16 protein-coding genes are annotated in these 22,979 nt (G+C 59.7%); 9 read left to right on the top strand and 7 right to left on the bottom strand.

Annotated elements, in window-relative coordinates:
• Positions 1 to 58: 58 nt before the first annotated feature.
• From HBO19_RS09465 to HBO19_RS09450, 4 genes are all read right to left on the bottom strand, one after another.
• On the bottom strand, positions 59 to 994 hold the full coding sequence (locus HBO19_RS09465) for a FecR family protein (RefSeq protein WP_170041465.1): 936 nt from the start codon (positions 992 to 994) through the stop codon (positions 59 to 61).
• Positions 995 to 999: 5 nt separating this feature from the next.
• A complete protein-coding gene (locus HBO19_RS09460) occupies positions 1,000 to 1,497 on the bottom strand; it encodes an RNA polymerase sigma factor (RefSeq protein WP_262376891.1) in 498 nt (165 codons plus the stop codon).
• 144 nt (positions 1,498 to 1,641) lie between these two features.
• Positions 1,642 to 3,054 (bottom strand): amidase, encoded by a 1,413-nt coding sequence (locus HBO19_RS09455; RefSeq protein WP_170057374.1) that lies wholly within the window; start codon positions 3,052 to 3,054, stop codon positions 1,642 to 1,644.
• Between the two features lie 87 nt (positions 3,055 to 3,141).
• Entirely contained in the window at positions 3,142 to 4,434 is a 1,293-nt protein-coding gene (locus tag HBO19_RS09450) for an MFS transporter (RefSeq protein WP_170041462.1), read from the bottom strand.
• A gap of 98 nt (positions 4,435 to 4,532) precedes the next feature.
• Here HBO19_RS09450 and HBO19_RS09445 point away from each other — a divergent pair, with 98 nt between their 5' ends.
• Positions 4,533 to 5,516: an Lrp/AsnC family transcriptional regulator gene (locus HBO19_RS09445; protein ID WP_169951476.1), complete on the top strand. Its 984-nt coding sequence runs from the start codon at positions 4,533 to 4,535 to the stop codon at positions 5,514 to 5,516.
• Between the two features lie 77 nt (positions 5,517 to 5,593).
• Here the strand turns inward: HBO19_RS09445 and HBO19_RS09440 are convergent, their stop codons facing one another.
• Positions 5,594 to 8,032, bottom strand: coding sequence for a membrane-bound PQQ-dependent dehydrogenase, glucose/quinate/shikimate family (locus HBO19_RS09440; RefSeq protein ID WP_170041460.1), 2,439 nt, complete (start codon positions 8,030 to 8,032; stop codon positions 5,594 to 5,596).
• Positions 8,033 to 8,472: 440 nt separating this feature from the next.
• On the opposite strand from HBO19_RS09440, the gene HBO19_RS09435 reads away from it, so the two are divergent.
• The 5 genes from HBO19_RS09435 to HBO19_RS09415 all read left to right on the top strand — a co-directional run bounded on the left by HBO19_RS09435 (position 8,473) and on the right by HBO19_RS09415 (position 13,194).
• Positions 8,473 to 9,420 carry an AraC family transcriptional regulator gene (locus HBO19_RS09435; protein ID WP_170057373.1) on the top strand — a complete coding sequence of 316 codons (948 nt, stop codon included), beginning with the start codon at positions 8,473 to 8,475 and terminating at the stop codon, positions 9,418 to 9,420.
• A 107-nt stretch (positions 9,421 to 9,527) separates the two neighbouring features.
• Positions 9,528 to 10,904: a Rieske 2Fe-2S domain-containing protein gene (locus HBO19_RS09430; protein WP_170057372.1), complete on the top strand. Its 1,377-nt coding sequence runs from the start codon at positions 9,528 to 9,530 to the stop codon at positions 10,902 to 10,904.
• Positions 10,901 to 11,389, top strand: coding sequence for a benzoate 1,2-dioxygenase small subunit (benB, locus tag HBO19_RS09425; protein WP_169951484.1), 489 nt, complete (start codon positions 10,901 to 10,903; stop codon positions 11,387 to 11,389). Before HBO19_RS09430 ends, benB begins: the two co-directional genes overlap by 4 nt.
• Before the next feature lie 10 nt (positions 11,390 to 11,399).
• Positions 11,400 to 12,422, top strand: a complete 1,023-nt coding sequence (gene benC / locus HBO19_RS09420) for a benzoate 1,2-dioxygenase electron transfer component BenC (RefSeq protein ID WP_170057371.1) — start codon at positions 11,400 to 11,402, stop codon at positions 12,420 to 12,422.
• Between the two features lie 10 nt (positions 12,423 to 12,432).
• Entirely contained in the window at positions 12,433 to 13,194 is a 762-nt protein-coding gene (locus HBO19_RS09415) for a 1,6-dihydroxycyclohexa-2,4-diene-1-carboxylate dehydrogenase (protein WP_170057370.1), read from the top strand.
• Between the two features lie 202 nt (positions 13,195 to 13,396).
• On the opposite strand, the gene HBO19_RS09410 is transcribed toward HBO19_RS09415, so the two are convergent.
• A complete protein-coding gene (locus tag HBO19_RS09410) occupies positions 13,397 to 18,271 on the bottom strand; it encodes an RHS repeat-associated core domain-containing protein (protein WP_170057369.1) in 4,875 nt (1,624 codons plus the stop codon).
• Positions 18,272 to 18,426: 155 nt separating this feature from the next.
• On the opposite strand from HBO19_RS09410, the gene HBO19_RS09405 reads away from it, so the two are divergent.
• Entirely contained in the window at positions 18,427 to 19,371 is a 945-nt protein-coding gene (locus HBO19_RS09405) for a Dyp-type peroxidase (protein WP_169951960.1), read from the top strand.
• Positions 19,372 to 19,405: 34 nt separating this feature from the next.
• Here HBO19_RS09405 and HBO19_RS09400 read toward each other — a convergent pair whose 3' ends face one another.
• Positions 19,406 to 20,284, bottom strand: coding sequence for a LysR family transcriptional regulator (locus tag HBO19_RS09400; RefSeq protein ID WP_169951961.1), 879 nt, complete (start codon positions 20,282 to 20,284; stop codon positions 19,406 to 19,408).
• A gap of 131 nt (positions 20,285 to 20,415) precedes the next feature.
• Between HBO19_RS09400 and HBO19_RS09395 the strand changes: the two genes are divergently transcribed.
• Positions 20,416 to 21,282: an alpha/beta hydrolase gene (locus HBO19_RS09395; RefSeq protein ID WP_170041455.1), complete on the top strand. Its 867-nt coding sequence runs from the start codon at positions 20,416 to 20,418 to the stop codon at positions 21,280 to 21,282.
• Between the two features lie 126 nt (positions 21,283 to 21,408).
• On the top strand, positions 21,409 to 22,977 hold the full coding sequence (locus tag HBO19_RS09390) for an ABC transporter substrate-binding protein (RefSeq protein ID WP_170057368.1): 1,569 nt from the start codon (positions 21,409 to 21,411) through the stop codon (positions 22,975 to 22,977).
• Positions 22,978 to 22,979 lie beyond the last annotated feature (2 nt).

Below are 22,979 nucleotides of genomic sequence, written 5' to 3'. Positions count from 1 at the left end.
GAAGCATTATCGTTCTAGGGAAGGAAGACGGCTGACACGCCAACACCCGTAAAAATAGTCAAGTCTTGGAGGAGATCACCAGCAGATAGTCGGTGTAGCGCTCGATCTTGAGGGCAAAGACGTTCTCCAGCGTCGTCAGGCCCTCGTCCAGGTCGTTGAGCTGAAAGGTGCCGCTGACCTTGAGTGCGCCCAGGCGCGAGTCCCGCAGCACTATGATTCCCGGACGATAGCGTTCGAGTTGCTCAAGCACCTGCGCCAGCGGTGTCAGCTCGAAGACCAGGCGACCTTGCTCCCAGGCCAGCATCGTGTCGACGTCCACACGCTGCTTGGCGCCCAGGCCATCGGCACGCCCGCCAACGGTCTCGCCAGCGCCGAGCGTCACCTTGTCAGGCTCGCCCGTGACGGCCACACGCCCGCGGCGCACCGTGACATCCACGTGCTCTGCATCACGGCGTACGGCGTAGATCGTGCCCAGGGCCGTCGCGCTCAAGGCTCCCGCTTGCACACTGAAGGGCCGCTGCGGGTCCGGCTTCACGTCGAACACGGCCTCGCCTTTGCGCAGGGTAATACGCCGCCCATCGTCAGTGAATTTCACATCAACGGCGCTGTTGGCATTCAAGGTGATCTGCGAACCATCAGCTAGCACGACCTGTCGACGCTCACCGGTGCCGGTGTAATAGTCGGCATCCAATGCCATTCGTTGCGCCCATGTCACGCCGAGCCCGAGCACCAACGACGCCGCGATACCCATTGCCCACAGGCGACGCGCGGACGGCCGTGCCGAAGCAGCAGGCTGGGCCAGATGCGCACTTAAGCTCCACATCCGACGCGCTTCGACAAACGCCTGCTGATGCTCCGGCGCCTGTTCGCACCATGCCCGCGCCGCCGCCACATCCGATGGCTGCACCGAACCCGAGGTGAGGCGAATCACCCACGCGTGGGCAGTGCGCTGGATTTCGCTGAGGGATGGCGTGGTGTGGGGTTGATCGTGCATACCGGCTATCGTTGCAGGCATTGGCTGAGAAAGTCGAGCGCAATAGCCAATTGTTTTTCCACCGTACTGACCGAAACCTTCAGTTGCAGGGCCACTTCCTTGTGGGGCAGGTTTTGCAGCCGACACAGCGTGAATATCTCCTGGCACTGGGTAGGCAAGCGGTGCAGTGCGTGAGCCATCGCGGCCAGTTCTTGTTGCGCGACCACCACATCGAACAGCGCCGGGCTCTCGCCGGTCACCTCGTAGAGGTAGGCGGTGCCTTCGTCGAGGCGCTCTCGCGTCTGCCTGCTGCGCGCATGATCAATCGCCAAGTTGCGCGCAACTTTAAAGATAAAGCCGCGTAGATTGAGCACCGGCTTGCGGGGTGGCTGGCGGAGCAGGCGCAGGTAGGTTTCCTGGGTCAGATCGGCCGCAGTCTCAGGATTGCGCAACTGACGATGAAGAAACGAACGCAACTCGGTGGCATGGGCCCGAAACGCCACCTCAAGCTCTTCGGTGGTCATGCTCGACATTAGCAGAGATCACGCAGAGGAAAGTCCTGCACTTTAATGATAGTGCTTCGCATTAACAATCTTTTATTGGGCTGCCATCTCGATCGGCCTGTGACTGGGACTGGTCGTCTTGGGCGATTGCTGTTTGTACCTGGTTTAAAGCCCCCATCGCTCAAGCTCAGGCGTGCGCCCGTCAAGTAAAAGCGAAGGCGCCATGGCGCTCGCTGTTTTCAGCAAGTGCATATCTGTAAATACCGGGCCTAGCAGCTGCACGCCAATCGGCATCTGGGCCTCATCGAATCCGGCGGGCAGGGCGATTGCCGGAGTGCCCAGGTAATTACTGGCTCGGCTGAACTTGCCAATACTGGCGTGATTGACGTCCTCGTCATCCAGGGGCAAGGCACCGTGGCTGCTGACAGGCATCAACAACACCCCAAATGAGCCGATCGCGCGGGTGAATGCCGCGGCTGCCGTTGCACGCTGCGCAATGGCGTGTTCGTAGGCATCACGGCTGATATCCGCACCCGCCAGGATTCGATTGCGTACCACCTTCCAGAGTAGCTGCGCGGGGTCATGGGCCAGGTGCCCAAACTCGCGATAGCCCTCATAAGCAATGATCATCGAGTTGCATTCGGAAAGCTGAGCGATATCCAACTCATCATTGGGAACCCAGCTTTCGAGCGTCCAGCCGGCCGCGTTCAGATTGCCCAAGGCCTGGTCCCATACCCGGCGGGTGCCAATGGACAGCGCACTGGGGAACGCACTCTGGTCCAGTACGAATACGGTGCCAGGCTTGGTGGGCACCCACTCACTGGCAAGTTCAGCCTCAACCTTCAACCCATTGCCCGTATACGGGCTGGCAATGATGGCGGTGAGCGCATGCGCGTCGTTTACGTCGCGGGCGATTGGGCCCAGCACATCCAGGCTGGGAGCCAGTGGAACGACACCGTCCAGGCTGATGAGGCCGCTGGACGGTTTGAAGCCAACCAAATGATTAAGCGATGCGGGAGCTCGTATCGATCCGCCGGTATCGCCACCGACGGCAATCGGTACCAGTCCTGCTGCAACTGCAACCGCCGCGCCTGAAGAGGACCCGCCCGGGGCGCGATGCAACTTGGCGTCCCAGGGGTTCCAGGGCGTGCCTCGGGTCGGGTTCTGCCCGGATAAGCCGAAGGCAAATTCGGTCATCTGGGTCTTGCCGACGATAACCATTCCCGCCGCCTGTAAACGTTGCGCGACGGCGCTGGTCGCGGAACTGATAGTGGTCAGGCGGCTTAACGAACCTGCCGAGGCCAGGGTGTTGGCGATTTCGATGTTGTCTTTGATGGCAACCGGCACGCCATGCAACGGGCTCAAGGGTTGGCCTGTATCGAGTGCACTGTCGGCGGCATCGGCGGCCGCCAAGGCTTGCTCTGCGAACACTATCGTGAAGGCGTTAAGCGCGCTGCTGCGCGCAATACGGTCCAGAAAGTATTGCGTGACGGCGCGCGAGGTGATCTGCCGGGTAGCGATCAGATGGGCAATCTGCAGGGCAGTCTGGAAACAAAGGGCTTGGGATCGTTCGCACATAATTTCTGGGTTCTAAGATTTGTGAGTCGGTATCCCCGTGTTCGACGGGCGTTGACGGGGATCGCATCGCGTTGTTCGAGCCAGTGCCTATTTCAGTGGTTTTCCGGCGGTCTCTGGCATTTTGATGAAGGTCAGAAGGGTGAGCGCGGCGCCTGCGAGCACGTAATAGAAGAACCAGCTCTCTTGGCCGTGGCTCTGCAGCCAGGTCAGCAGGTATGGCGTAGTCCCGCCGAGCAAGGCCACCATCAGGTTGTAGGGCGCACCAATACCGACGGCGCGAACGCTGCTCGGGAATTGTTCAGACATGATGGCTGGGGCGATCGAGGTATAAAGCGCGTAGAGCAACAGGCCGAACAGCTCCACCATCAGGATCGACGAGAACGTCGGCTGCATGTTGGTGATAATCGGGTAGAAGAACAGCAGGTAACCCAGGGCAAAAACGATCAGTTGCGGCTTGCGCCCGAACTTGTCTGAGAGCATGCCGAAGAGCGGGTGCACGAGCATGAATGCAACCATGGCAACCGTATTTGCCGCAAAGGCTGTCGAGGACTCCACGTGCAGTGCTCGGATGGCATAGGTGGGGATGTAGATAACGAACAGGTAGAAGGCAAATGTGCTGAGGATCGAAAAGCCGACAATTCGCAGGGTCTCGCGCGGATAATCCCGCAGCAGGGTGCGTAGGGGTTGCTTCTCTACCTTTTTAGCCGGTTGCGAGGTGCAGGCTTCGGTTTCAGGCACCGACATACGCAGCCAAATACCCGCGACACCGCCCAAGGCACCGAGCAAGAACGGAATGCGCCAGCCGAACTCTCTCATTTGTTCGTCGGTGAGCAGGGTAGTAAGGGCCCAGCCGATCGCCGATGCGGTCAGAATGCCTGCGGCGGAACTGAAGAAGACAAAGCTGGAAAAGAAGCCGCGACGGTGGTCTGGCGCTAACTCGGCCAGGTAAGTAGAGGCCGACGCGTATTCACCGCCCAACGACAAACCCTGCATCAGTCGTGCAACCACCAGCAACACCGGCGCTAGCAGCCCGATCTGCTCATAGGTGGGGGTAATGCCGATCATCAGTGAGCCGCCAGCCATCAACATGATGGTGACGCCCAATGCTGATTTGCGGCCATAGCGATCAGAGTAGATCCCCAGCGCCCAACCACCGATTGGACGCATGAAGAAACCTACGGCGAAAATAGCGAACGTCGCCAGCAGGGACGCCGTTTCGTCAGTTTTCGGAAAAAACTGTGTAGAAAAGAACACCGCGAACGACGCATAGATCGTCCAGTCGAACCACTCCACCGCGTTCCCAATGCTGCCAGCCGCAATTTTGCGCGCGATTGATACCTGCGGCTTTACCGCTTGGGACGTTTGAGTCGCATAATTCATTGGCTTGTGCCTTTGGTTTTTGAATTGTAATTATTTTTAGACATTTGCTGGTTTGTTTTGTTTTAATTTGGCCACTTGAGCGAAGGTATTGTAAGAATATGGTCTCGTCAACCGTTGAGTCGGATGAAAAAAGACATTTTGCGCTGGATGAAACCGATCTGGCCTGCCTGGTTGCACTACAGGCAAACCCCCGTGGCACTTGGCGGGATTTGAGTGCGTGCTGCGATGTGGCCGAGCGGACGCTTTCGCGTCGCCTGCAACGTTTGATGGACAGTGGATATATCCGGGTGATCGGCGAGCTTGATCCGGTTGTCGTCGGGAGTGGCCCGGTGCTGCATGCGTGGATTCGGGTAGCCGACGGGCGGCAGAAGGAAGTAGCGGAGCACTTGGCGCAACTGGCACAGACGCAGGTGGTGATGGCGACAACTGGAGAGTTCGACATCTTCACCGAGATCAATTTGCCGAATGTGGAAGCGCTGTCTGACATGGTGGTGCGAGCGTTGCCGCTGGTGCCGGGAGTAAGGCAGGTTCAATCGCAGGTGGTGCTCAGATCGTTCCGACGAGCGAGTCGCTGGCGGATTGACGGTTCGGTGCCTACTGAACCGGTGCTGGCCGGGCCTGTGAGCCTGAATGCCGATGAGATGCGGCTACTGGGCGCGTTAATGCTCGATGGAAGGGCCAGCCTGGGCGTGCTTGCCCAAACCTGTGGCGTCAGTGAACCGAAGGTTCAGCGGATGCTGAGTGGGCTGGTCGACAGTAATGCCCTGACCTTTCGTGTGGAACTCGAACCGCTGTTGGTTGGCTATGGGGTAGAGGCGATCCTGTCGTTACAAACCCGACCGGGTGCGGCAGATGGCATTGCCCTGGAGCTGGCAAAGGATGAGCACACGCGTTGCCTGTTCGGTACCAGCGGACGTTCGCAGTTGTTTTGGCATGTGTTGTGTCGTGATATTCATGATCTGTGGGCCGTTTCAACGGCGCGGATGGGGTCCCTGGAGGGGATCATTTCTTGTGAGACCAACACGGTGGTCAGAGCCTATAAAAGGGCAGGGCGAGTGCGTCGCGGGCTTATGGTTGAGTAGTGTCCAGGCCTGCCTCCCAGCCAGCAAAAATAATCCCCGAAACCGGGGATTATTTTTAGACGGCACTAACCAACGATTTATGGTTTATCGGCGCTCTCTGGCAGCGCATACGCAATGATGTAGTCACCCACATCCGGCGAATGGCTCATGCCACCCGCCGAGATCACCACATACTGCTTGCCGGTGGCCGGTGACTTGTAGATCAGCGGTGCCGCAACCGCACCCACTGGCAGGCGGGCTTTCCACACCTCTTTACCGGTGGCCGACTCAAGAGCCCGCAGGTAGTAGTCCTGGGTGCCGGCAAAGAACACCAGCCCCGAGGCCGTCGAGGTCGGGCCCCCCAGCGTTGGCATGCCCAGCGGGATCGGCAGGTGGGTTTTGATACCCAGCGGGCCGGTATCCTGCACGGTGCCCAACGGAACCTGCCAGACCAGTTTCTGCGTGTTCAGGTCGATGGCACTCATGCTGCCAAATGGCGGGGTGTTGCACGGCACGCCCAGGGGCGACTGGAGGATGTCGATTTTCACCCCACCATAGATGCCGGCAACTTGTGGGCGAATGGTGCCCATGAAGCCAGGCACTTCATCGGTCGAGACTTTGAACTTCTTGGTGTTTTCCTTGGTAACCAGCGCCATGCGCAAAGGGACGCGCATGTCGTTGACGAACATCATGCCGGTGTTTTCGTCGATAGAGATGCCACCCCAGTTCATGCCGCCCAGCAAGCCTGGCCATTCGATGTAGGGCTTTTCAGTTGGCGGGGTGAAGGGCCCTACGTAAACGGAGTCCTTGAACATGATCCGGCAGTACAGTTGGTCGAAGGTGCTTACGCCCCACATGGACTTTTCGGTCAGTGGCTCGGCACCAATCACCGGCATGCCTACCGAATGGGGTTGCGTCGGCGACAGGTGCTCGCCTTCGGCCGCTGGCGAAGTAGGCACCGCCCGCTCCTGAACTTCAGTGACCGGTTGGCCGGTGCGGCGATCCAGGACAAAGATATTGCCGGTTTTGGTGGTCTGGATGAGCACCGGTGTTTTTTCGCCCTGGGCGTTCTTGATGTCGTACAGCACAGGTTGGGAGGGTAGGTCGTAGTCCCACACATCATGGTGAACGGTCTGGTAAACCCATTGGGTTTTGCCGGTCGAAGCATCGACGGCGACGACAGCCGAGCCATACTTTTCCTTGGCCTGGTTGCGGTCGCCACCCCAATAGTCAGGCGGACCGTTACCGGTGGGCAGGTAGACCAGGTTCAATGCCTTGTCGTAGGTAGGAATGGTCCAGACATTGGGGGTTTCCAGGGTGAACTCTTGGTCGCCAGCGGTTGCATCCTGGCCCTCAGGCGCACCAATGTCCCATGCCCACACCAGCGCGCCGGTCAGCACGTCGAAGGCACGCACAGCGCCAGAAGGCTCTTTGGCGACGATGTCACGCACCCAGCCGCCGACCACGGTGAGATGGCCCATGACCACCGGCAGGGATGTGGGGTGATAGCGCTTGCTGTTCTCGGTCGGGCCCATGCCTTTTTTCAGGTCGACGTAACCCTTGTCGCCAAAGTTCGCGCACAGGCTGCCGGTGTGCGCATCAAGGGCAAACAAACGGGCATCCACAGACGACACCAGAATGCGCTGACGGCATTGTTGCTGGTCGCCGTACGACGTTTTGACTTCAGCGCTCAGACTGTCGTCCTTATCGATGTCGTAATAGCCCACGCCACGGCAAGTTACGTGCTCTGCGCTGCTGGCATGGGGATCGAACTTCCAGATCGGCTTGCCAGTATCGCCGTCGAGGGCGGTGATCAGGTTTTCCGGGGTGCACGAATACAAGACGTTGCCGATCTGCAGCGGAGTGTTTTCGTCCACACCGGCGCCGCCCCCTGTGGTTCTGCGGCCGGTTCGGTAGATCCAGGCAACTTGCAGGTCCTTGACGTTTTGCGGGGTGATTTGGTTGAACGGCGCAAAGCGGGTGCCTGATGCACTACGGCCAAAGGATGCCCAGTTTTCGGACGCCGAGGCGGGCTCCGTGGGTGCGGGCGCAGCCTTCGCGGCGACTGGATTGGAAATCGCACCGTGCGGATAGAACGCCGCCACAAACGTTGCGATCAGCCCCGCAAACACAACGAGCCCCATGCCGTTGGCCAAACGCCGGGCGCGTGATGAGGTGGTTGGGAACGTAGCGCCGACCCACAGGCTGAGCGCCAGGACAATTGCCGGAACGACCAGGCGCGGCAGCAGTTCCCAGTAACTGAACTGGCCCACTTCGTAAAACGCCCAGGCACAGGTTGCCAAGGCGATGATGACTGAAAGGGCAAGGCCTATCCCTTTGCGCAAGAACATCAGCGCCGCCAGCAGCAAATACGCCAGCCCCGCGATCAAGTAGTAACTCGAGCCGCCCAGCGCAACCAGTTTGAAACCGCCGTAAATCATTGCCAGCGCTACGAGCAGCACAAGCAAGCAAAACAGCACCCTCGCGGTCGCGCCAAGTGCAACTTTGCGAGTTTTGGGTTGATGATCATCCGTCATTTTTTTAATACGTTCCGTTAGTCAATGGAAAGTGCACGCAATCAATGTGCAGGGGGCAAGGCATTCAGTCGGCAGCAGGCAGTCGCGCTGATCGGGGCTGGCAGGGAGGGGGTAGTCAATCGACGCGGGCGCCGCCGAGGGCTCTAGGAAAGGGGGTTTGGCGTTGGATCGCCTTATAAGCGTTAGCGCGTTATGGCTGCCTGGAAATTGCGCGCAGTTTAGGCGCAGGGTTTTTCCGGATAAATACTCAAGGTAGAAAAGCATTATTGATGAAACAGTAACAATGGACTGCATGCGCTGCGTGATCGCCGGCCTGGTGCGAACTACCGAGTCGCGAAAAGTTCACCATACCTTAAGGGTATCCATGTAGACCTTATCCATATTGGACGTTCGCGACATCACGCCTCAGCCTGAGGCCAATAACTATAAAGAGGCGCACCATGACCGTGCTATTGAGTGAGCGCAGCCAGATTTTCCAGGGTGCCGATGCCTACGCCGTGTCGGATTATGTCAACCAGCACGTGGGCAACCACTGTATCCGTCTGCCGCCCAAGGGCCGGCCCCTGGCGAGTATCAGCCACCGGACCTTTTCCAGCCTGGACCTGTGCCGTATCAGCTATGGCGCGCCGGTGCAGGTGACGTCGGTGGCGCTTGAAACCATCTATCACTTGCAGATCCTGCTGAGCGGGCACTGCCGCTCCAATTCCCGGGGCAACGCGCAGGTCTTCGGGTCGGGGGAGATCCTGCTGATCAATCCGGATGACCCGGTGGACCTGACCTATTCCGCCGACTGCGAAAAATTCATCATCAAGTTGCCGGTGCGCCTGCTGGAAAACGCTTGCCTGGCGCAGCACTGGACGCTGCCACAACCGGGTATTCGTTTTGCGGCGGCGCGCCATGCACTGAGTGAAATGGACGGTTTTCTGCAGTTACTGGGGCTGATCTGCCATGAGGCGGAAAACGCCGTCGAGCCGCAAGTGCAGGACCTGTATGAGCGGATTGTCGCCAACAAGCTGTTGGCGCTGCTGGCCAGCAATGTGTTGCGGGTGGTGCCCCAGGCGGCGCATGGCGGTGGTTTCGAGGCGGTGCGCGAGTTTATCGAGGAGCACCTGGGCGAGGACATCGGTATCGAGCAATTGATGGCGGTGGCCAAGGTCAGCGAGCGGTCGCTGTATAGCCTGTTTGCGCGCCAGGTCGGCCTGTCGCCCCGTGATTATGTGCGCCGGCGCAAGCTGGAGCGGGTGCATGCGCGTTTGCAACTGAGCAGTGCGCGCAGTGTGACGGAAGTGGCGCTGGACCATGGCTTCATGCACCTGGGGCGGTTCTCCGAGGCCTATCGCAAACGCTTTGGCGAGCTGCCTTCGCAGACCTGGAAGCGCCATCGCTAAGCGGCTCGCGCCAGCCGGATACTGATGTGCAGGAAGCGGATATTGAGGAGTGGGAGGAGCACGTACGGTGAGGGCGCCTGATACAAGAACAACGGAGGGCCTGCCCCATGACCACTACACTCGACCGCCTCGCTGCACAATTGCGCGAGTCCGTTCAGGAAGATCCCGCTACCGGGGTATTTCGCTGCCGCCGCGACATTTTTACCGACCCCGACCTGTTCGCCCTGGAGATGCAGCACATCTTCGAAGGCGGCTGGCTGTACCTGGCCCATGAAAGCCAGGTGCCGGCAATCAACGACTACTACACCACCTGGATCGGCCGCCAGCCGGTGGTCATCACCCGCGACAAACAGGGTACTTTGCATGGCCTGGTCAACGCCTGTGCCCACCGTGGCGCCATGCTGTGCCGGCGCAAACAGGGCAACAAGGGCTCATTTACCTGCCCATTCCACGGCTGGACCTTCAGCAACGCCGGCAAGCTGCTCAAGGTCAAGGACGGCAAGACCGGCGCCTACCCGGACAGCTTCGACTGCGACGGCTCCCACGACCTCACGCGCCTGGCGCGCTTTGAAAACTACCGTGGCTTTCTGTTCGGCAGTCTCAGCGAGGCGGTGCCGCAACTGAGTGATTACCTGGGCGAGACCCGGGTCATCATCGACCAGATGGTCGACCAGGCCCCCCTGGGCCTGGAGGTGCTGCGCGGCAGTTCCTCGTATGTCTACGACGGCAACTGGAAGCTGCAGATCGAGAACGGCGCCGACGGTTACCACGTCAGCTCCGTGCACTGGAACTACTCGGCGACCATGGGCCGGCGCAACTACGAGGCCGAAGGCACGCGCACGGTCGATGCCAATGGCTGGTCGAAAAGCCTGGGCGGCGTCTACGCCTTCGATCACGGGCATATCCTGCTGTGGACGCGCCTGCTCAACCCAGAGGTGCGCCCGGTGCATGCCCACCGCGCGGCACTGGCCGAGCGCCTGGGCCAGGCGCGTGCTGACTTTATTGTCGACCAGACCCGCAACCTGTGCCTCTACCCCAATGTGTACCTGATGGATCAGTTCTCCACGCAGATCCGTGTGGTGCGGCCCCTCGCGGTGGACAAGACCGAAGTGACGATCTATTGCATGGCGCCAATTGGCGAAAGCGCCGAGGAGCGGGCAACGCGGATCCGCCAGTACGAAGACTTCTTTAACGTCAGCGGCATGGGCACGCCGGATGACCTGGAAGAGTTCCGCGCCTGCCAGACCGGCTACCAGGGCGCGACCACCCTGTGGAATGACCTGAGCCGTGGTGCCAAGCAGTGGGTGGAAGGGGCCGACGACAACGCCAAGGCCATGGGCATGCACCCGCAATTGAGCGGGGGCAAAACCGAAGACGAAGGCTTGTTCGTGCGCCAGCATGCGCATTGGGCCGCAAGCCTGCAGCGTGCAATAGAGCGTGAACAGCCAGGCCTGATCGCCAGCGACCGGGAGCTGCAGCCATGAGCCTGTCCCGTGACTGCCTGCTGGACTTTCTGTACCGCGAGGCGCGGCTGCTGGATGACCGCCAGTGGGATGAGTGGCTGGCGTGTTATTCGCCCAAGGTGCAATTCTGGATGCCCGCCTGGGACGACTACGACACCCTCACCGAAGACCCGCAACGCGAAATCTCGCTGATCTACTACCCCAGCCGCGATGGCCTGGAAGACCGCATCTTCCGGATCAAGACCGAACGCTCCAGCGCCAGCACGCCCGAGCCGCGCACCGTGCACTTGCTCTGCAACCTCGAAGTGCTGGCCGACGATGGTGCCCAGGTGCAACTGCGTTTCAACTGGCACACCCTCAGCCACCGCTACAAGACCACGGACAGCTATTTCGGCACCTCCTTCTATAGCCTGGATATCCGCGGCGAGCAGCCGCTGATCACACACAAGAAGGTGGTGCTGAAAAACGATTACATCCACCAGGTCATCGACATCTACCACATCTGAGGACACCGCCATGACGTATGCCATTGCCCTGAACTTCGAAGATGGGGTTACCCGTTTTATCGACTGCAAGGTGGGGGAGAAGGTGCTCGATGCTGCTTTCCGCCAACGCATCAACCTGCCCATGGACTGCTCGGACGGTGTCTGTGGCACGTGCAAGTGCCGTTGTGAAACCGGCGCCTATGACTTGGGCGATGACTATATCGAAGACGCCCTGAGCGCGAATGAAGCCCAGGAGCGCCAAGTACTGACCTGCCAGATGGTGCCGCAGTCCGATTGCGTGATTGCCGTGCCGGTACCGTCCAGCGCGTGCAAGACCGGCACCACGCAGTTCGTCGCGACGCTGGCCAGCATCACGCGCCACGCCGATGCCGCACTGCAGGTGAGTTTCGAACTGGATCAGGCGCCGGTGTTTCTACCCGGCCAGTACGTGAACATCGGCGTGCCCGACAGTGGGCAGACGCGCTCCTATTCATTCAGCAGCCGCCCTGGCGACACGCACGCCAGTTTTCTGATCAAGCATGTACCGGGCGGGTTGATGAGCAGTTGGCTGGAGCGCGCCCAGCCGGGCGACAGCGTGCCGATGACCGGGCCGTTGGGCAGTTTTTACCTGCGTGAGGTGCAAAGGCCGCTGCTGTTATTGGCCGGTGGCACCGGCCTGGCGCCGTTCCTGTCGATGCTTGAAGTGCTGGCCCTGCGGGGGGAAAGCCGGCCGATCACGCTGATCTATGGGGTGACGCGGGATCAGGACCTGGTGTTGGTCGAGGCCCTGGAGGCCTTCGCTGCGCGGTTGCCCAACCTCACGCTTGTCACCTGCGTGGCCGATCCGCAGACCGCGCACCCGCGCCAGGGGTATGTCACCCAGCATATGGCCGGCGACGTTCTCAACGATGGTGATGTCGACGTTTACCTGTGCGGGCCGCCGCCGATGGTCGATGCGGTGCGCGAGCACTTCAAGCACCAGGGCGTGAGCCCGGCCAGCTTCCATTACGAAAAATTCACCGCCAATGCCATGGCCAACTGCGATGCCGCCTGAGGAAACCAGCATGAATCTACGTTTTGACACCAAGGTTGCGCTGGTCACCGGTGCCGCCCAGGGCATCGGCCGGCGCGTCGCCGAACGTTTGCTGGCGGAGGGCGCCTGGGTGGTCGCAATCGATCGCTCGGAACTGGTGCACGAGTTGCAGCATGCCCGGGTGCTGACCCTCATCGCCGACTTGGAGCAGCATGCCGAGTGTGCCCAGGTGATGGCCGCCGCCAAGGTGCGTTTCGGGCGCATCGATATCCTCATCAACAACGTCGGCGGGACCATCTGGGCCAAGCCCTTCGAGTATTACGCCGAGGCGCAAATCGAGGCCGAAGTGCGCCGTTCGCTGTTCCCCACGCTGTGGTGCTGCCATTGCGTGCTGCCCTACATGCTGGAGCAGGGCAGTGGCGCCATCGTCAATGTGTCGTCGGTCGCCACACGGGGGGTCAATCGCGTGCCCTATGGCGCGGCCAAGGGTGGAGTGAATGCCTTGACCGCCTGCCTGGCCCTGGAAACCGCCGGCAGCGGCATCCGCGTCAACGCCACCGCCCCCGGCGGCACCGAAGCACCGCCCCGGCGCATCCCGCGCAATAACCAGCCGCAGAGCGCGCAGGAGCGCGCGTGGTACCAACAAATTGTCGACCAGACCCTGGATAGCAGCCCGATGAAGCGTTACGGCAGCATCGACGAACAAGTGGGCGCGATCCTGTTCCTGGCCTCTGACGAGGCCTCCTACATCACCGGCGTGACCTTGCCGGTAGGAGGGGGCGACCTTGGTTGATTTGCCTTTTACCTGCAGGGTCTGCCGTGCCACTGGCTTGGGCATTCGAATACGCAATGTGACGGCGCGCTCAAACTACCGCAGCGACCTCAATGAGAACCGGCTGAACCTCCGTTACACCTGGCCGCAGCTTTAAACCCTGACCGAGCAGGGCCCCAGGCCTTGCTCGGTCAGTTTTTTGTACGGCGCAGGGTGTACCGAATCATCTACCTTTACTGGTCAACCACAACCCCCTGAAACTGCCGAAGGGCAACCAAGTAATATCACCGATGAATGTATCGGCAAACTGAGCGGGCTCAGACTCAAGGACCCCCAGACCTCCCAGGACCCCCGAGGTCACGAACGAAAGCGTATTTACATCACCGGTATCGAACAGACTCGAAGTCCCCCGGGGGTGCAGTAGTGACGCATCGTTGTAGCGGACCTGCCAATTCACGGTTGGGCGGGGGAATGATTTTGCCCAGACGCGCTCCATTCCTCGGATTAGCCGCGACTGCCTGAGGGTGCCGGTCACGGCGTTTGATGTCTTGCTCATGAGGTTCCTGGCGACTGCTGGGAGAGACCGCCCCAGATACGCGCCAACCCTCACAACTTTGGCTGCCAGTGTGGTCAGCCCTGCTGCTGCTCCGGTGCTCAGGGATATCCAGGCCAGGATGCCGGAGGCCGCGGAATTGGTGTCCTGGATAACCACTGAGGCAATACCGGTCGCGAGCGAAGTGGCGGCGAGCCCAACAATCGCCGCCGTCAGTAACAGTGCCGTCCCTCCTGTCATCACGGCGGTCAATACACCGACCGCGCCCCACAGGTACGTATGAATCAAAGATCCTCCTTCGCCCAAGCCCTCCGGGCCAGGCAGGTCGTCCCCCCAAATCGCCCGTAATTGCTTATCCACGGAAAAATGCCCGGTGGGGTCCTGATAATTGACCGGGTCCCCTTCGGCACAATAGCCATACAGATTGGGTCCACCCTTACCGAACGGGCTGAGGTCATCCTGGGTAAGAAACTGCATGCTGGATGCGTCATACCAGCGTTCGCCTGTGCCCAGCGGGTACTGGCCGGTGGTGCTGTCACGGTATTCGCCGTTGAAGCCCAGTACCGAGTCGGGCTCATCCGAAAAATGCTCGCCGTAGGCGGTATAGGCATGATGCTTGAGGGTCTGGGCCTGGACATCGTAGCTGACCAACACGCTGCCGTTGAGATCCCGCAGTTCAAACAGTGTTCTGTCGACCCCGGAGCGCTTGATTTGTTGGACCGTACAGGCGGCGCTGCCGGGGTTGAGGTTGCGGCTGTTGTCGTTACTGGCGGTGGCGTAATCCCCGCAAGCCTTGAGGCCGTCGTAGATCACTTGACTTGGCTCGTCACCGCCATTACGGGTCATCAGGCGTTTGGACGGGTCATAGCTATAACGCGCACTGCCAGCCTGGATGAGCCGCCCGAGCCAGTCATAGCTGTATTTTTTGCCCGTCTGGTCCTGGGTTACCCGTCCCGCTGCGTCATAACTCAAGCTGGCAGACGCGATGTAGTCCGCGTGGCTGTTCTTGACTGTTGTAAGGCGGTAGCCATTGGCAGCGTCGTAGGTATAGGTTGCGGTGTTTTTCGCGGTGCCGATGGTGGTGATGCGGGTAAGCACGTTACCCAGTGCATCGTAGGTAAATTCCTGTTTGTCGATCTCCTTGTTCTTCGGCGTCCTTGGCCGCCAGACGCCAGTGGTGGTACAGGACTTGACCCGGCCGCCCGGCGTATAGGTCAGGCTGCGGGAGCCGAGGAGGGTGGCGCCCTGTTTCAATTGGGCCGATTTCAATTTGTCATCGGCGTAATAAGTTTGCTCCAGCAGGAGGTCAACTTTACCGGGGAGTATGAATTGGCGGCTGGTCTCACGTTGTTGCAGATCGTGGGTGTACTTCACATGGAATGTGATGGGGGAAGTGGGCTCAAGGTTGTAGGGGCCGGCAACGACTTCCTCCTGAAACAGCCCTTGATCATCGTAAATGTGGTCAGTGGTGTAGTGAAAGTTATTGCTGGCATAGCGCTGCCCGTTAGTCTTGTAGAGAAACAGTGTCTGGTTACTCAGTACGTCGGTACTGTCCAGCAAGCGCCCATTCATTGAGTGGGTGTAAAGCACTTCCTTGCTTTGACCTGGCTCGGTTTGCACCTGTTGCCGGGTGATACTGAGATAGAGGTCATGGTTGTACTGGAGGAACTGTTGGCCCTCGGTCGCCGTGGCAATACCTTGTGTGCCATAGGCGTAGGTAAAGGTGTTTTGCGCGCTGGCATCTGCGGTACTGGTCTTGGCCAGGCGATTGCCCAGCTCCTTGATGTAGTCATGCTTGAGCACGCGGCCGTCGGCGGTAGCAGTGGTCGCGGGTACTGTGCTTGTGCCGCTATAGGTGTAAGTCTCGGTGCAAGAGCCGCGTGTCAGCGAGGTTACCCGGCCCCAAGTGTCGAAGCTGCGCTTGCCCAGGACCTGCCGTTTGCCACCGGACTCAAGCTCGATTTGTGTGGCGTCCCTCAATAGCCAGTGCTGTGGATAGGTGTAGTGGTAGGTATAGATGAAGGGCACGTCGAGCAACCCACGGCCTTTTTCGCTACGCCGTTCACTCAGCAGGCGACCATTGGCATCGTAGATGTAGTTGATGGTGATAATTCCGAACTCGCTGTCGGTAACCAACTGTTTAATTTGCTTGGCCCGATTGTAACTGGCTGTCTGGGTTTGAAAGACGGCGCCATTCTGGCCTTTCCATTCAATTTTCTTGATGGTTTCATCCGAGTTGTACGTCGTCACGGTGGTGTGCTTGTCGGCGGCCTTGCCGGTCCATTGCGTACGGGTCATGGCGACGGGGTCATATTGATTGAAGTCTTCCCGGCCATCGCTGTAGTGCTGGCTGCTGACTTCATTCCAGTCGTCGTATCGCATCTCTTGCCATTGGATGAGCTGGGTCCCGTGCCGGTCATAATCAAAACTTGATGTCCGTAGCTCACGTCCCAGGCTGTCATAGGTAACGGCCTTGGTTTGCTTACGCAGGTTACCTTCCAGCAAGTATTCACTCACCAACCGATCCTGCCCGTCGTATTGGGTCAAGTGGGTTTTTCCGTTGGGCTCGGTGACTTTCACTTGCCCGGGCGCGGGGTAGGCATAGGCGGTGACTTGGCGATACGTGGTGCTGTGCGCGCAGACGGTCAGGCTGAGTAACTGCCCGTATTGGCTATAGGTAAACTCGGTGCGATTGCCATCAGCGTCGACTTGGCGCAGGAGGCGGCCACTGAGGGTGCTTTGGGTTTGTGAAGACGTACGGGTCTTGCCGGTTGTGTCGGTGTCGGTGGTCGTGGTGGTCAGTTCGGTGTTACCAACCCCTCCCAGTGTGTAGTCAAAGGTGCGTATTGGATCGGTCTGCACGGGGCGCCGGTCCTTGGTCCCCAGGGTGCTCTGGGTAAGGGTCTTCACGCGACCTTTGCGAAAGTCGTCACCTTCGAAGTATTCGATAAGCTGGCCGATGAGTGCTGCATTGTAATTCGGTTCGCTGGCGAGACTACCTTGTAAGGTACTGATGATTTTAGATTCGCTTAGATTGGGTATTTGTTTATAGGCGTGGTATTTAAAGGTGAAAATATTTAATAGTTGGGGGAATGTCCCTGGCAGTAGTTCTGGAATTATTGCCAGCAGCCCTGGATCGTCGACGATTTCAGTATCAACGTAAGTGGAAGGAAACAACTGGGTGGGGAGTGTCAGGATAGGCGTCCATGATTCATCAGGCTCTCTGTCGGTCTGCTGCTCGGAAGTTAATGCGATCTGATTCAGCAAGTTTGTTAAGGTAGTCTCGCTCTCAGTAGATTTAATTTCACCTTTTTCTGGGGCAGGTATGTAGTCCACTGCTGTAGTTACTCTTTCTTGTCGATTTCTGACAAGTGCAGAGTGGGTATTGAAGCGGTTTTCGTTTTTCTCTTCCCGACTCTTGCCGGCCTTGCTGTATATCGTCGATGTCGTGCGACTTAGTAGTTCTTCTTGCACAGTCATCGTGTATTTTTTTTGTGTTTGTGCCGCCCCTTGTACGAGCACTTCGGAGGTGACGTTGTGCTGTTCATTGTAGTTATAGGTCGTGGTGCGAATAGCCGGCACGCCCTCGCTCATGATCGTGCGGTAGTGATCCGGGTCCTGGCGCTGGTACACATAGGTGGTCACCACCGGTGTGCCGCCGCCATTGGGCGTCAGGGTATGGGTGCTGACACAGGGCAGGGCAGATAGCTTGGGGTTGTCCGGGAAGGTCAGTCCGTTGTCCTGATACTCCACCTGCTCCTGCAGCCCGTCAAAGCTGGTGATGTTGGTCAGCAGCCAGCCACAGGTCGGGTGATCGAGGTACTCGAAACTGCTTTTGATATCTGCTGCGAGGCTGACGGATTTAAGGGCGTAATTCTCGATGGCCAGGCTGTAGCTCAGGGTTTCGGCGGCGTCGTCGGGCCAGAACGTCAACGTGGCCGAACTGATGACCGGCGTGGCAGCCGGGTCCCCTGGGGTGTATTGCACCTTGAGCAGGCTGCGGGTGGCGTCGCGGATTTCGGTCAACTGGATCTGGTAGTAGGTTGCGCCGCCGATCACATGGGCGGTGGTCATCCAGCTCAGGGTCACGCTGTTGTAACCATCGGTGGTCAGGGACTCGGGGACGTAGATGCCGGTGTCTGGCAGCAGTACCAGCACTTCCTTGCGGCCACCTTTGCGGTGCACGGTCAACTTGCCGTTGTTCCATTGCGCAATCACGGCGGATTGCTTCAAATCTTTATCCTTTTCCACCGTCAACACTTCACCGGAATGCATCGTGAGCTTCTTGTGCTTTTCACTGTAGGTGGTCATGGCATAGAACCAGCCATCCCCCAGCGCTGCCTCGTTATTGACCACGGGCGTATTGTGCAGGCTCATTTCGATCACCGGCCCGTTGCCGGCATTGCCCGTCAGCGACGGCAAGGGCACGTAAACCTCAAACAACCCCGTGCGTGGGTCCACGACATTGCGCTTTTGCGTGGTGGCATTGAAGATCGGATCGTTTTCGTCGTCGGTTGGGTCGGTGCCCATGGGGTTGTGCGCCATCATCCTCTCCTTGATTTTTACCCTGTTCAAAAACTACGCGACGGCGAACGCGCACGTAACTGTCAAATCTCACAGTCGTTTATATCGTTTAGTAATGGGTGTAGGATTTTTTACTCTCTCCTTTAACCGTGGAGCTGCGTGTGGAATCCGTCACGATGAACCCGAATATTGAACCTCAGGCTGTGTGCACTCCGATCACCCGCGCGGCCATTTTTATGGTCGCCACACTTGCTCCCGGTAGCGATGCGGCCAGGACGGTACGCCAGTGGTGCGGCGATATCGCCGCCCTTACGCGCTCCGTGGGCAAGCGCGTGCCCGACGGTAGCCTGACCTGTGTCTGCGGCTTCGGCTCGACGGCCTGGGACGCGCTGTTCGGCAACCCACGCCCGGCGTCCCTGCATCCGTTTCAGGCAGTTGGCGTAGCGGGGCGCATGGCGGTTGCCACGCCTGGGGATGTGTTGCTGCACATTCGCGCCGAGCGCATGGACCTGTGTTTTGAACTGGCCACGCAAATCATGGCGGCCCTGGGGGATGCGGTGGTCGTGGTGGATGAGGTCCAGGGATTTCGCAATTTCGACATGCGCAGCATCATCGGGTTTGTCGATGGCACCGAGAACCCGACCGGGCGCAAGGCTGTCGGTTTCACCATCGTCGCTGACGAAGACCCGGCGTTCAGTGGCGGCAGCTATGTGCTGGTGCAAAAGTACCTGCACAACATGGGCGCCTGGAACGCGTTGTCCACCGAGGCCCAGGAGCGGGTGATCGGGCGTACCAAACTGGCGGATATCGAACTGGCGGATGAGGCCAAGCCGAGCAACTCCCACAGTGCCTTGACCACCATCACCGAGGATGGCGAGGAAGTGAAGATCCTGCGCGACAACATGCCCTTCGGCCGGCCGGGAGCGGGGGAGTTCGGCACCTATTTCATTGGCTATGCGCGCACGCCGCAGCCGCTGGAGCTGATGCTGGAGAACATGTTTGTCGGCCGGCCTGCCGGCAACTATGACCGGCTGCTGGATTTCAGTACGGCGGTCACCGGTGGCTTGTTTTTTGTGCCGTCCGCGGATCTGCTGGAAGAACTGGCCGAGCGTGAGCCTTAGGGGCGGCCACGCGTGGCAATCTGCCAGGTAAGGCTCACTTCGCCACTGCCTGCATCAGCAACTTGCGAATCTCCCCGGTAATCGCACTTTTGGTGCCTTGCTCCAGAATCCCCACCCGGCGTACCGCCAAGTCTCCAGGCAGCGGCAGTACGCGCAGGCTGGGGTCTTTGTGCCAGTCAAAGTTCTTCAACAGCGGCACGATTGCCACACCGACTTGCTGGCGGACCAGGTCGGCGATACCGATGATCGAGTTCAGTTCGAGGATTTCCAGCGGCTCGACCGATTCACTCTTGATGATCGATTGCACCTTGCGGCCTACGGCGGTGGACCGGTCATAGCGAATGAACGGCTGGGTCCTGAGCAATTCCACGGCGTCGTTGATACCCGCGGTCTGCGCGGTGTTGGCGAGCATGACGATGGGCTCGTTGTAGAGCAGGGTCCAGCTCAAGCCGTCGAAGTTTTGCCGCGCCGTCTCGATCAACAACGCCGCGTCGAGCTTGGCGGCGTGTACCAGGTTGACCACCTCGTCGGAGCGGGCAGTCATCAGGTTGACCGAGATGCGCGGGTGCAGCTTTTTCAGTTGCACCAGGCAATTGGCGAGCAGGCCCATGCCGGAGGTAATACCGCCGATGGACACTTCGCCCTCCATGGCCATGCCATCGGGCGCCTCGGCGATCATTTGCTCGTAGTCCGCCAACAGGCGCTTGGCCTTGGGCAGCAACAACACGCCATCGCGGCTGAGCTTGATCTGCCGCTGGCTGCGGTCGAACAGTGGCCGGCGCATCTCTTCTTCGAGGGCGCGCATTTGCTGGCCGACAGCGGCATTGGTCAGGGCCACCCGGTCGGCGGCGGCGGCGAAACTGCCGTATTCGGCGACGGCGATAAACGTCTTGAAGAAGCGAATGTTGCTCATGGGCAGGCCCGTGGTCATGGGTGTGCCTGAATCGTAAAGGTTTTGTTTACTCAGGTTAAAGTTAAATTAGTTTTTCTTTTTATAGAGCCCGACCAATACTCAAGCCCGAACTGACTCGGCGAACTTACCCAATGAGCAATCCAGATATCAGCCCTGAACACGCAGCATTGCGTGCTGCAAAGAACGTGTATCACCTCGGCGCGACCACCGTGTACTCCCATCACGGGGACAGCCGGTTTGCCTACACCCTCTATGTGCCTGAAGCCATCGAGGACAGCACCCGGCCAGTCGACCTGGTGGTGTCGCTGCACGGTTCAACCCGTGCGATGGAGATTTACCGCAATGGCTTCGCCGAATTTGGCCGCTGGAACGATTGCGTGATCCTGTCGCCGCTGTTCCCGGTCGGCGTGCTGGGGGACGGTAATGGCGATGGCTACAAGCAGATGGTCGAAGGCGATATCCGCTACGACCAGGTGTTGCTCGACATGATTGCCAGTGTCGGCAAGCGTTACGGCCGCCGCTTTGAAACCTTCGCGTTGTTCGGATATTCCGGTGGGGGGCAATTCACCCATCGCTTCTGCTACCTGCACCCCGAGAAACTCTGGGCGGCGTCCATCGGTGCACCGGGCTCGGTGACCCTGCTCGATGCCGATCAGGACTGGTGGGTCGGCGTGCGGGACTTTGCCACGCGCTTCGGCAAGCCGCTGAACCTGCCAGCCTTGCAGCGCTTGCCGGTGCACATGGTGGTGGGTGATTCAGACCTCGAAACCTGGGAAATCACCCACCGTGAAGGTGGCAAACATTACATGGCCGGTGCCAACGCTGCCGGGCGCACGCGACCTGAGCGCCTGGCCACCTTGAAGGCGAGCTTCGAAGCCGCCGGCGTGCAGGTGCACTTTGACTTGCTGCCCAACGTCGCGCACCAGGGCGTCAAGGCCATGCCGGCCGCCCAGGACTTTTTTGCCAAGGTGTTGCGCCACAAGCGCAGCCTGGGCTGATACACCGTAGGTAGATGCACTCAGAACAGACCGTATAACAATAACCAAGGATTCACTCATTCTGATGCCGGTCCTGCCTTGGCCCTCGCCACTGACCGGAAAATTTCTTCAAGGAGTCTTTCTCCCGTGAATAGTTACGTAAAGACGGCAGTGGCCGTTGCGATGTCGGCGTGCGCCTTTTCCATGGCCGTTGCCCAAGACCAGGTCATCAGTGTCGGCATCAACGGTGATATCCGCAGCAGCGACCCAGGGGTCAACCGTGACGACAATACCGACGCGGTGATGATGCATATCGTCGAAGGCTTGGTGGCATACCGCGAAGACACCAGCATCGCACCGATGCTGGCCAGTGCGGTTGCCGTCTCGGCCGATGGCCTGCGCTACACCTTTACCCTGCGCGACGGCGTTCTCTTCCAGAACGGCCAGCCATTGACGGCCAAGCAGGTGCAATGGACCTGGCAGCGCTACCTCGATCCCAAGACCCAGTGGCGTTGCCTGGCGGAGTTCGATGGGCGCGGCGCGGCCAAGATCGTCGATGTCTCAAGCCCAGACCCGAAAACCGTGGTGTTCACCCTGGACCAGGCCAATGGCTTGTTCCTGGCCGCCATGGCCCGTCCGGATTGTGCCGGCAGCGGCATCCTGCACCCAGACTCCCTGGCCGCCGATGGCAGTTGGCGCGCACCGATTGGCACCGGCCCGTTCACCCTGGGCAAATGGCAGAAGGGCCAGTACGTCGAGCTGGATCGCTTCAAGCAATACACCCCGCGTGCCGAAGGCGAGGCGGACGGTTACACCGGCAATAAGCAGGCGTTTGTCGACACCGTGCGCTTCCAGGTGATCCCCGATGCAGCCTCGGCCAAGGCCGCGCTGCTGTCAGGTGGCGTGGACCTGCTGCCGGACGTGACCGCGATGGATGCCGCGCAACTCAAGCAGGTCAAGAACCTGCAGATCCAGGTCAGCCCGATCATGACCATCAGCGGCCTGTTGTTCCAGACCCGCGACCCGCTGCTCAAGGATGTGCGCATCCGGCGCGCGGTGGCCTTGTCCCTGGATTACGCGCAGATGGTGGCGGCGTTGTCCGATGGCTTGTCGGTGGTCAACAACTCAGTGATTCCCACCGCGAGCCCTTACTACGACGGCATCGCGCAGCAGGGTTACACCTACAACCTCGACGAGGCCCGGCGCTTGTTGAAAGAGGCCGGCTACCGCGGGGAAAAAATCCGCATGCTGGTCAACAAGCGCTACCCGCAGATGTTCGACATGGGCTTGCTCAGCCAAGCCATGACCCAGGCAGCGGGGCTGAACATCGAGATGGAAACCCTGGAGTGGGGCACGCAGCTGGAGCGTTACCAGAGCGGTAGCTACCAGATGATGTCGTTCTCCTATTCGGGGCGTTTCGATGCGGCGCAAAGCTACGAATCGGTGATCGGCGACAAGGACAAGGAGCCGCGTAAAGTCTGGGACAACCCCCAGGCCCTGGCGATTTTGCGCGAGGCCCAGCGGGAAGTTGACCCTGCCAAGCGCCGGCCACTGTTCGACCAGCTGCACACGCTGATGCTCAAGGATGTGCCCATGGTGGTCATCTACAACGGCACTGCCATCGGCGCCATGGGTAAGCGCGTTGAGGGTTATCGTTCCTGGCCCGTTGCCAAGCCGCGCCTGTGGGGCGTGAAGCTGGCCGACACTTCCAAGTAAGG

It is taken from the genome of Pseudomonas sp. WS 5021 (assembly GCF_012985535.1).
In the GTDB taxonomy this organism is placed as follows: Bacteria; Pseudomonadota; Gammaproteobacteria; order Pseudomonadales; family Pseudomonadaceae; genus Aquipseudomonas.
This window is presented reverse-complemented; position numbering and strand designations above follow the sequence as displayed.

Coding starts and splice junctions, on each gene's coding strand:
- HBO19_RS09465 (WP_170041465.1), bottom strand. CDS start 994: ATGCACGATCAACCCCACACCACGCCATCCCTCAGCGAAATCCAGCGC.
- HBO19_RS09460 (WP_262376891.1), bottom strand. CDS start 1,497: ATGACCACCGAAGAGCTTGAGGTGGCGTTTCGGGCCCATGCCACCGAG.
- HBO19_RS09455 (WP_170057374.1), bottom strand. CDS start 3,054: ATGTGCGAACGATCCCAAGCCCTTTGTTTCCAGACTGCCCTGCAGATT.
- HBO19_RS09450 (WP_170041462.1), bottom strand. CDS start 4,434: ATGAATTATGCGACTCAAACGTCCCAAGCGGTAAAGCCGCAGGTATCA.
- HBO19_RS09445 (WP_169951476.1), top strand. CDS start 4,533: ATGGTCTCGTCAACCGTTGAGTCGGATGAAAAAAGACATTTTGCGCTG.
- HBO19_RS09440 (WP_170041460.1), bottom strand. CDS start 8,032: ATGACGGATGATCATCAACCCAAAACTCGCAAAGTTGCACTTGGCGCG.
- HBO19_RS09435 (WP_170057373.1), top strand. CDS start 8,473: ATGACCGTGCTATTGAGTGAGCGCAGCCAGATTTTCCAGGGTGCCGAT.
- HBO19_RS09430 (WP_170057372.1), top strand. CDS start 9,528: ATGACCACTACACTCGACCGCCTCGCTGCACAATTGCGCGAGTCCGTT.
- benB (WP_169951484.1), top strand. CDS start 10,901: ATGAGCCTGTCCCGTGACTGCCTGCTGGACTTTCTGTACCGCGAGGCG.
- benC (WP_170057371.1), top strand. CDS start 11,400: ATGACGTATGCCATTGCCCTGAACTTCGAAGATGGGGTTACCCGTTTT.
- HBO19_RS09415 (WP_170057370.1), top strand. CDS start 12,433: ATGAATCTACGTTTTGACACCAAGGTTGCGCTGGTCACCGGTGCCGCC.
- HBO19_RS09410 (WP_170057369.1), bottom strand. CDS start 18,271: ATGGCGCACAACCCCATGGGCACCGACCCAACCGACGACGAAAACGAT.
- HBO19_RS09405 (WP_169951960.1), top strand. CDS start 18,427: ATGAACCCGAATATTGAACCTCAGGCTGTGTGCACTCCGATCACCCGC.
- HBO19_RS09400 (WP_169951961.1), bottom strand. CDS start 20,284: ATGAGCAACATTCGCTTCTTCAAGACGTTTATCGCCGTCGCCGAATAC.
- HBO19_RS09395 (WP_170041455.1), top strand. CDS start 20,416: ATGAGCAATCCAGATATCAGCCCTGAACACGCAGCATTGCGTGCTGCA.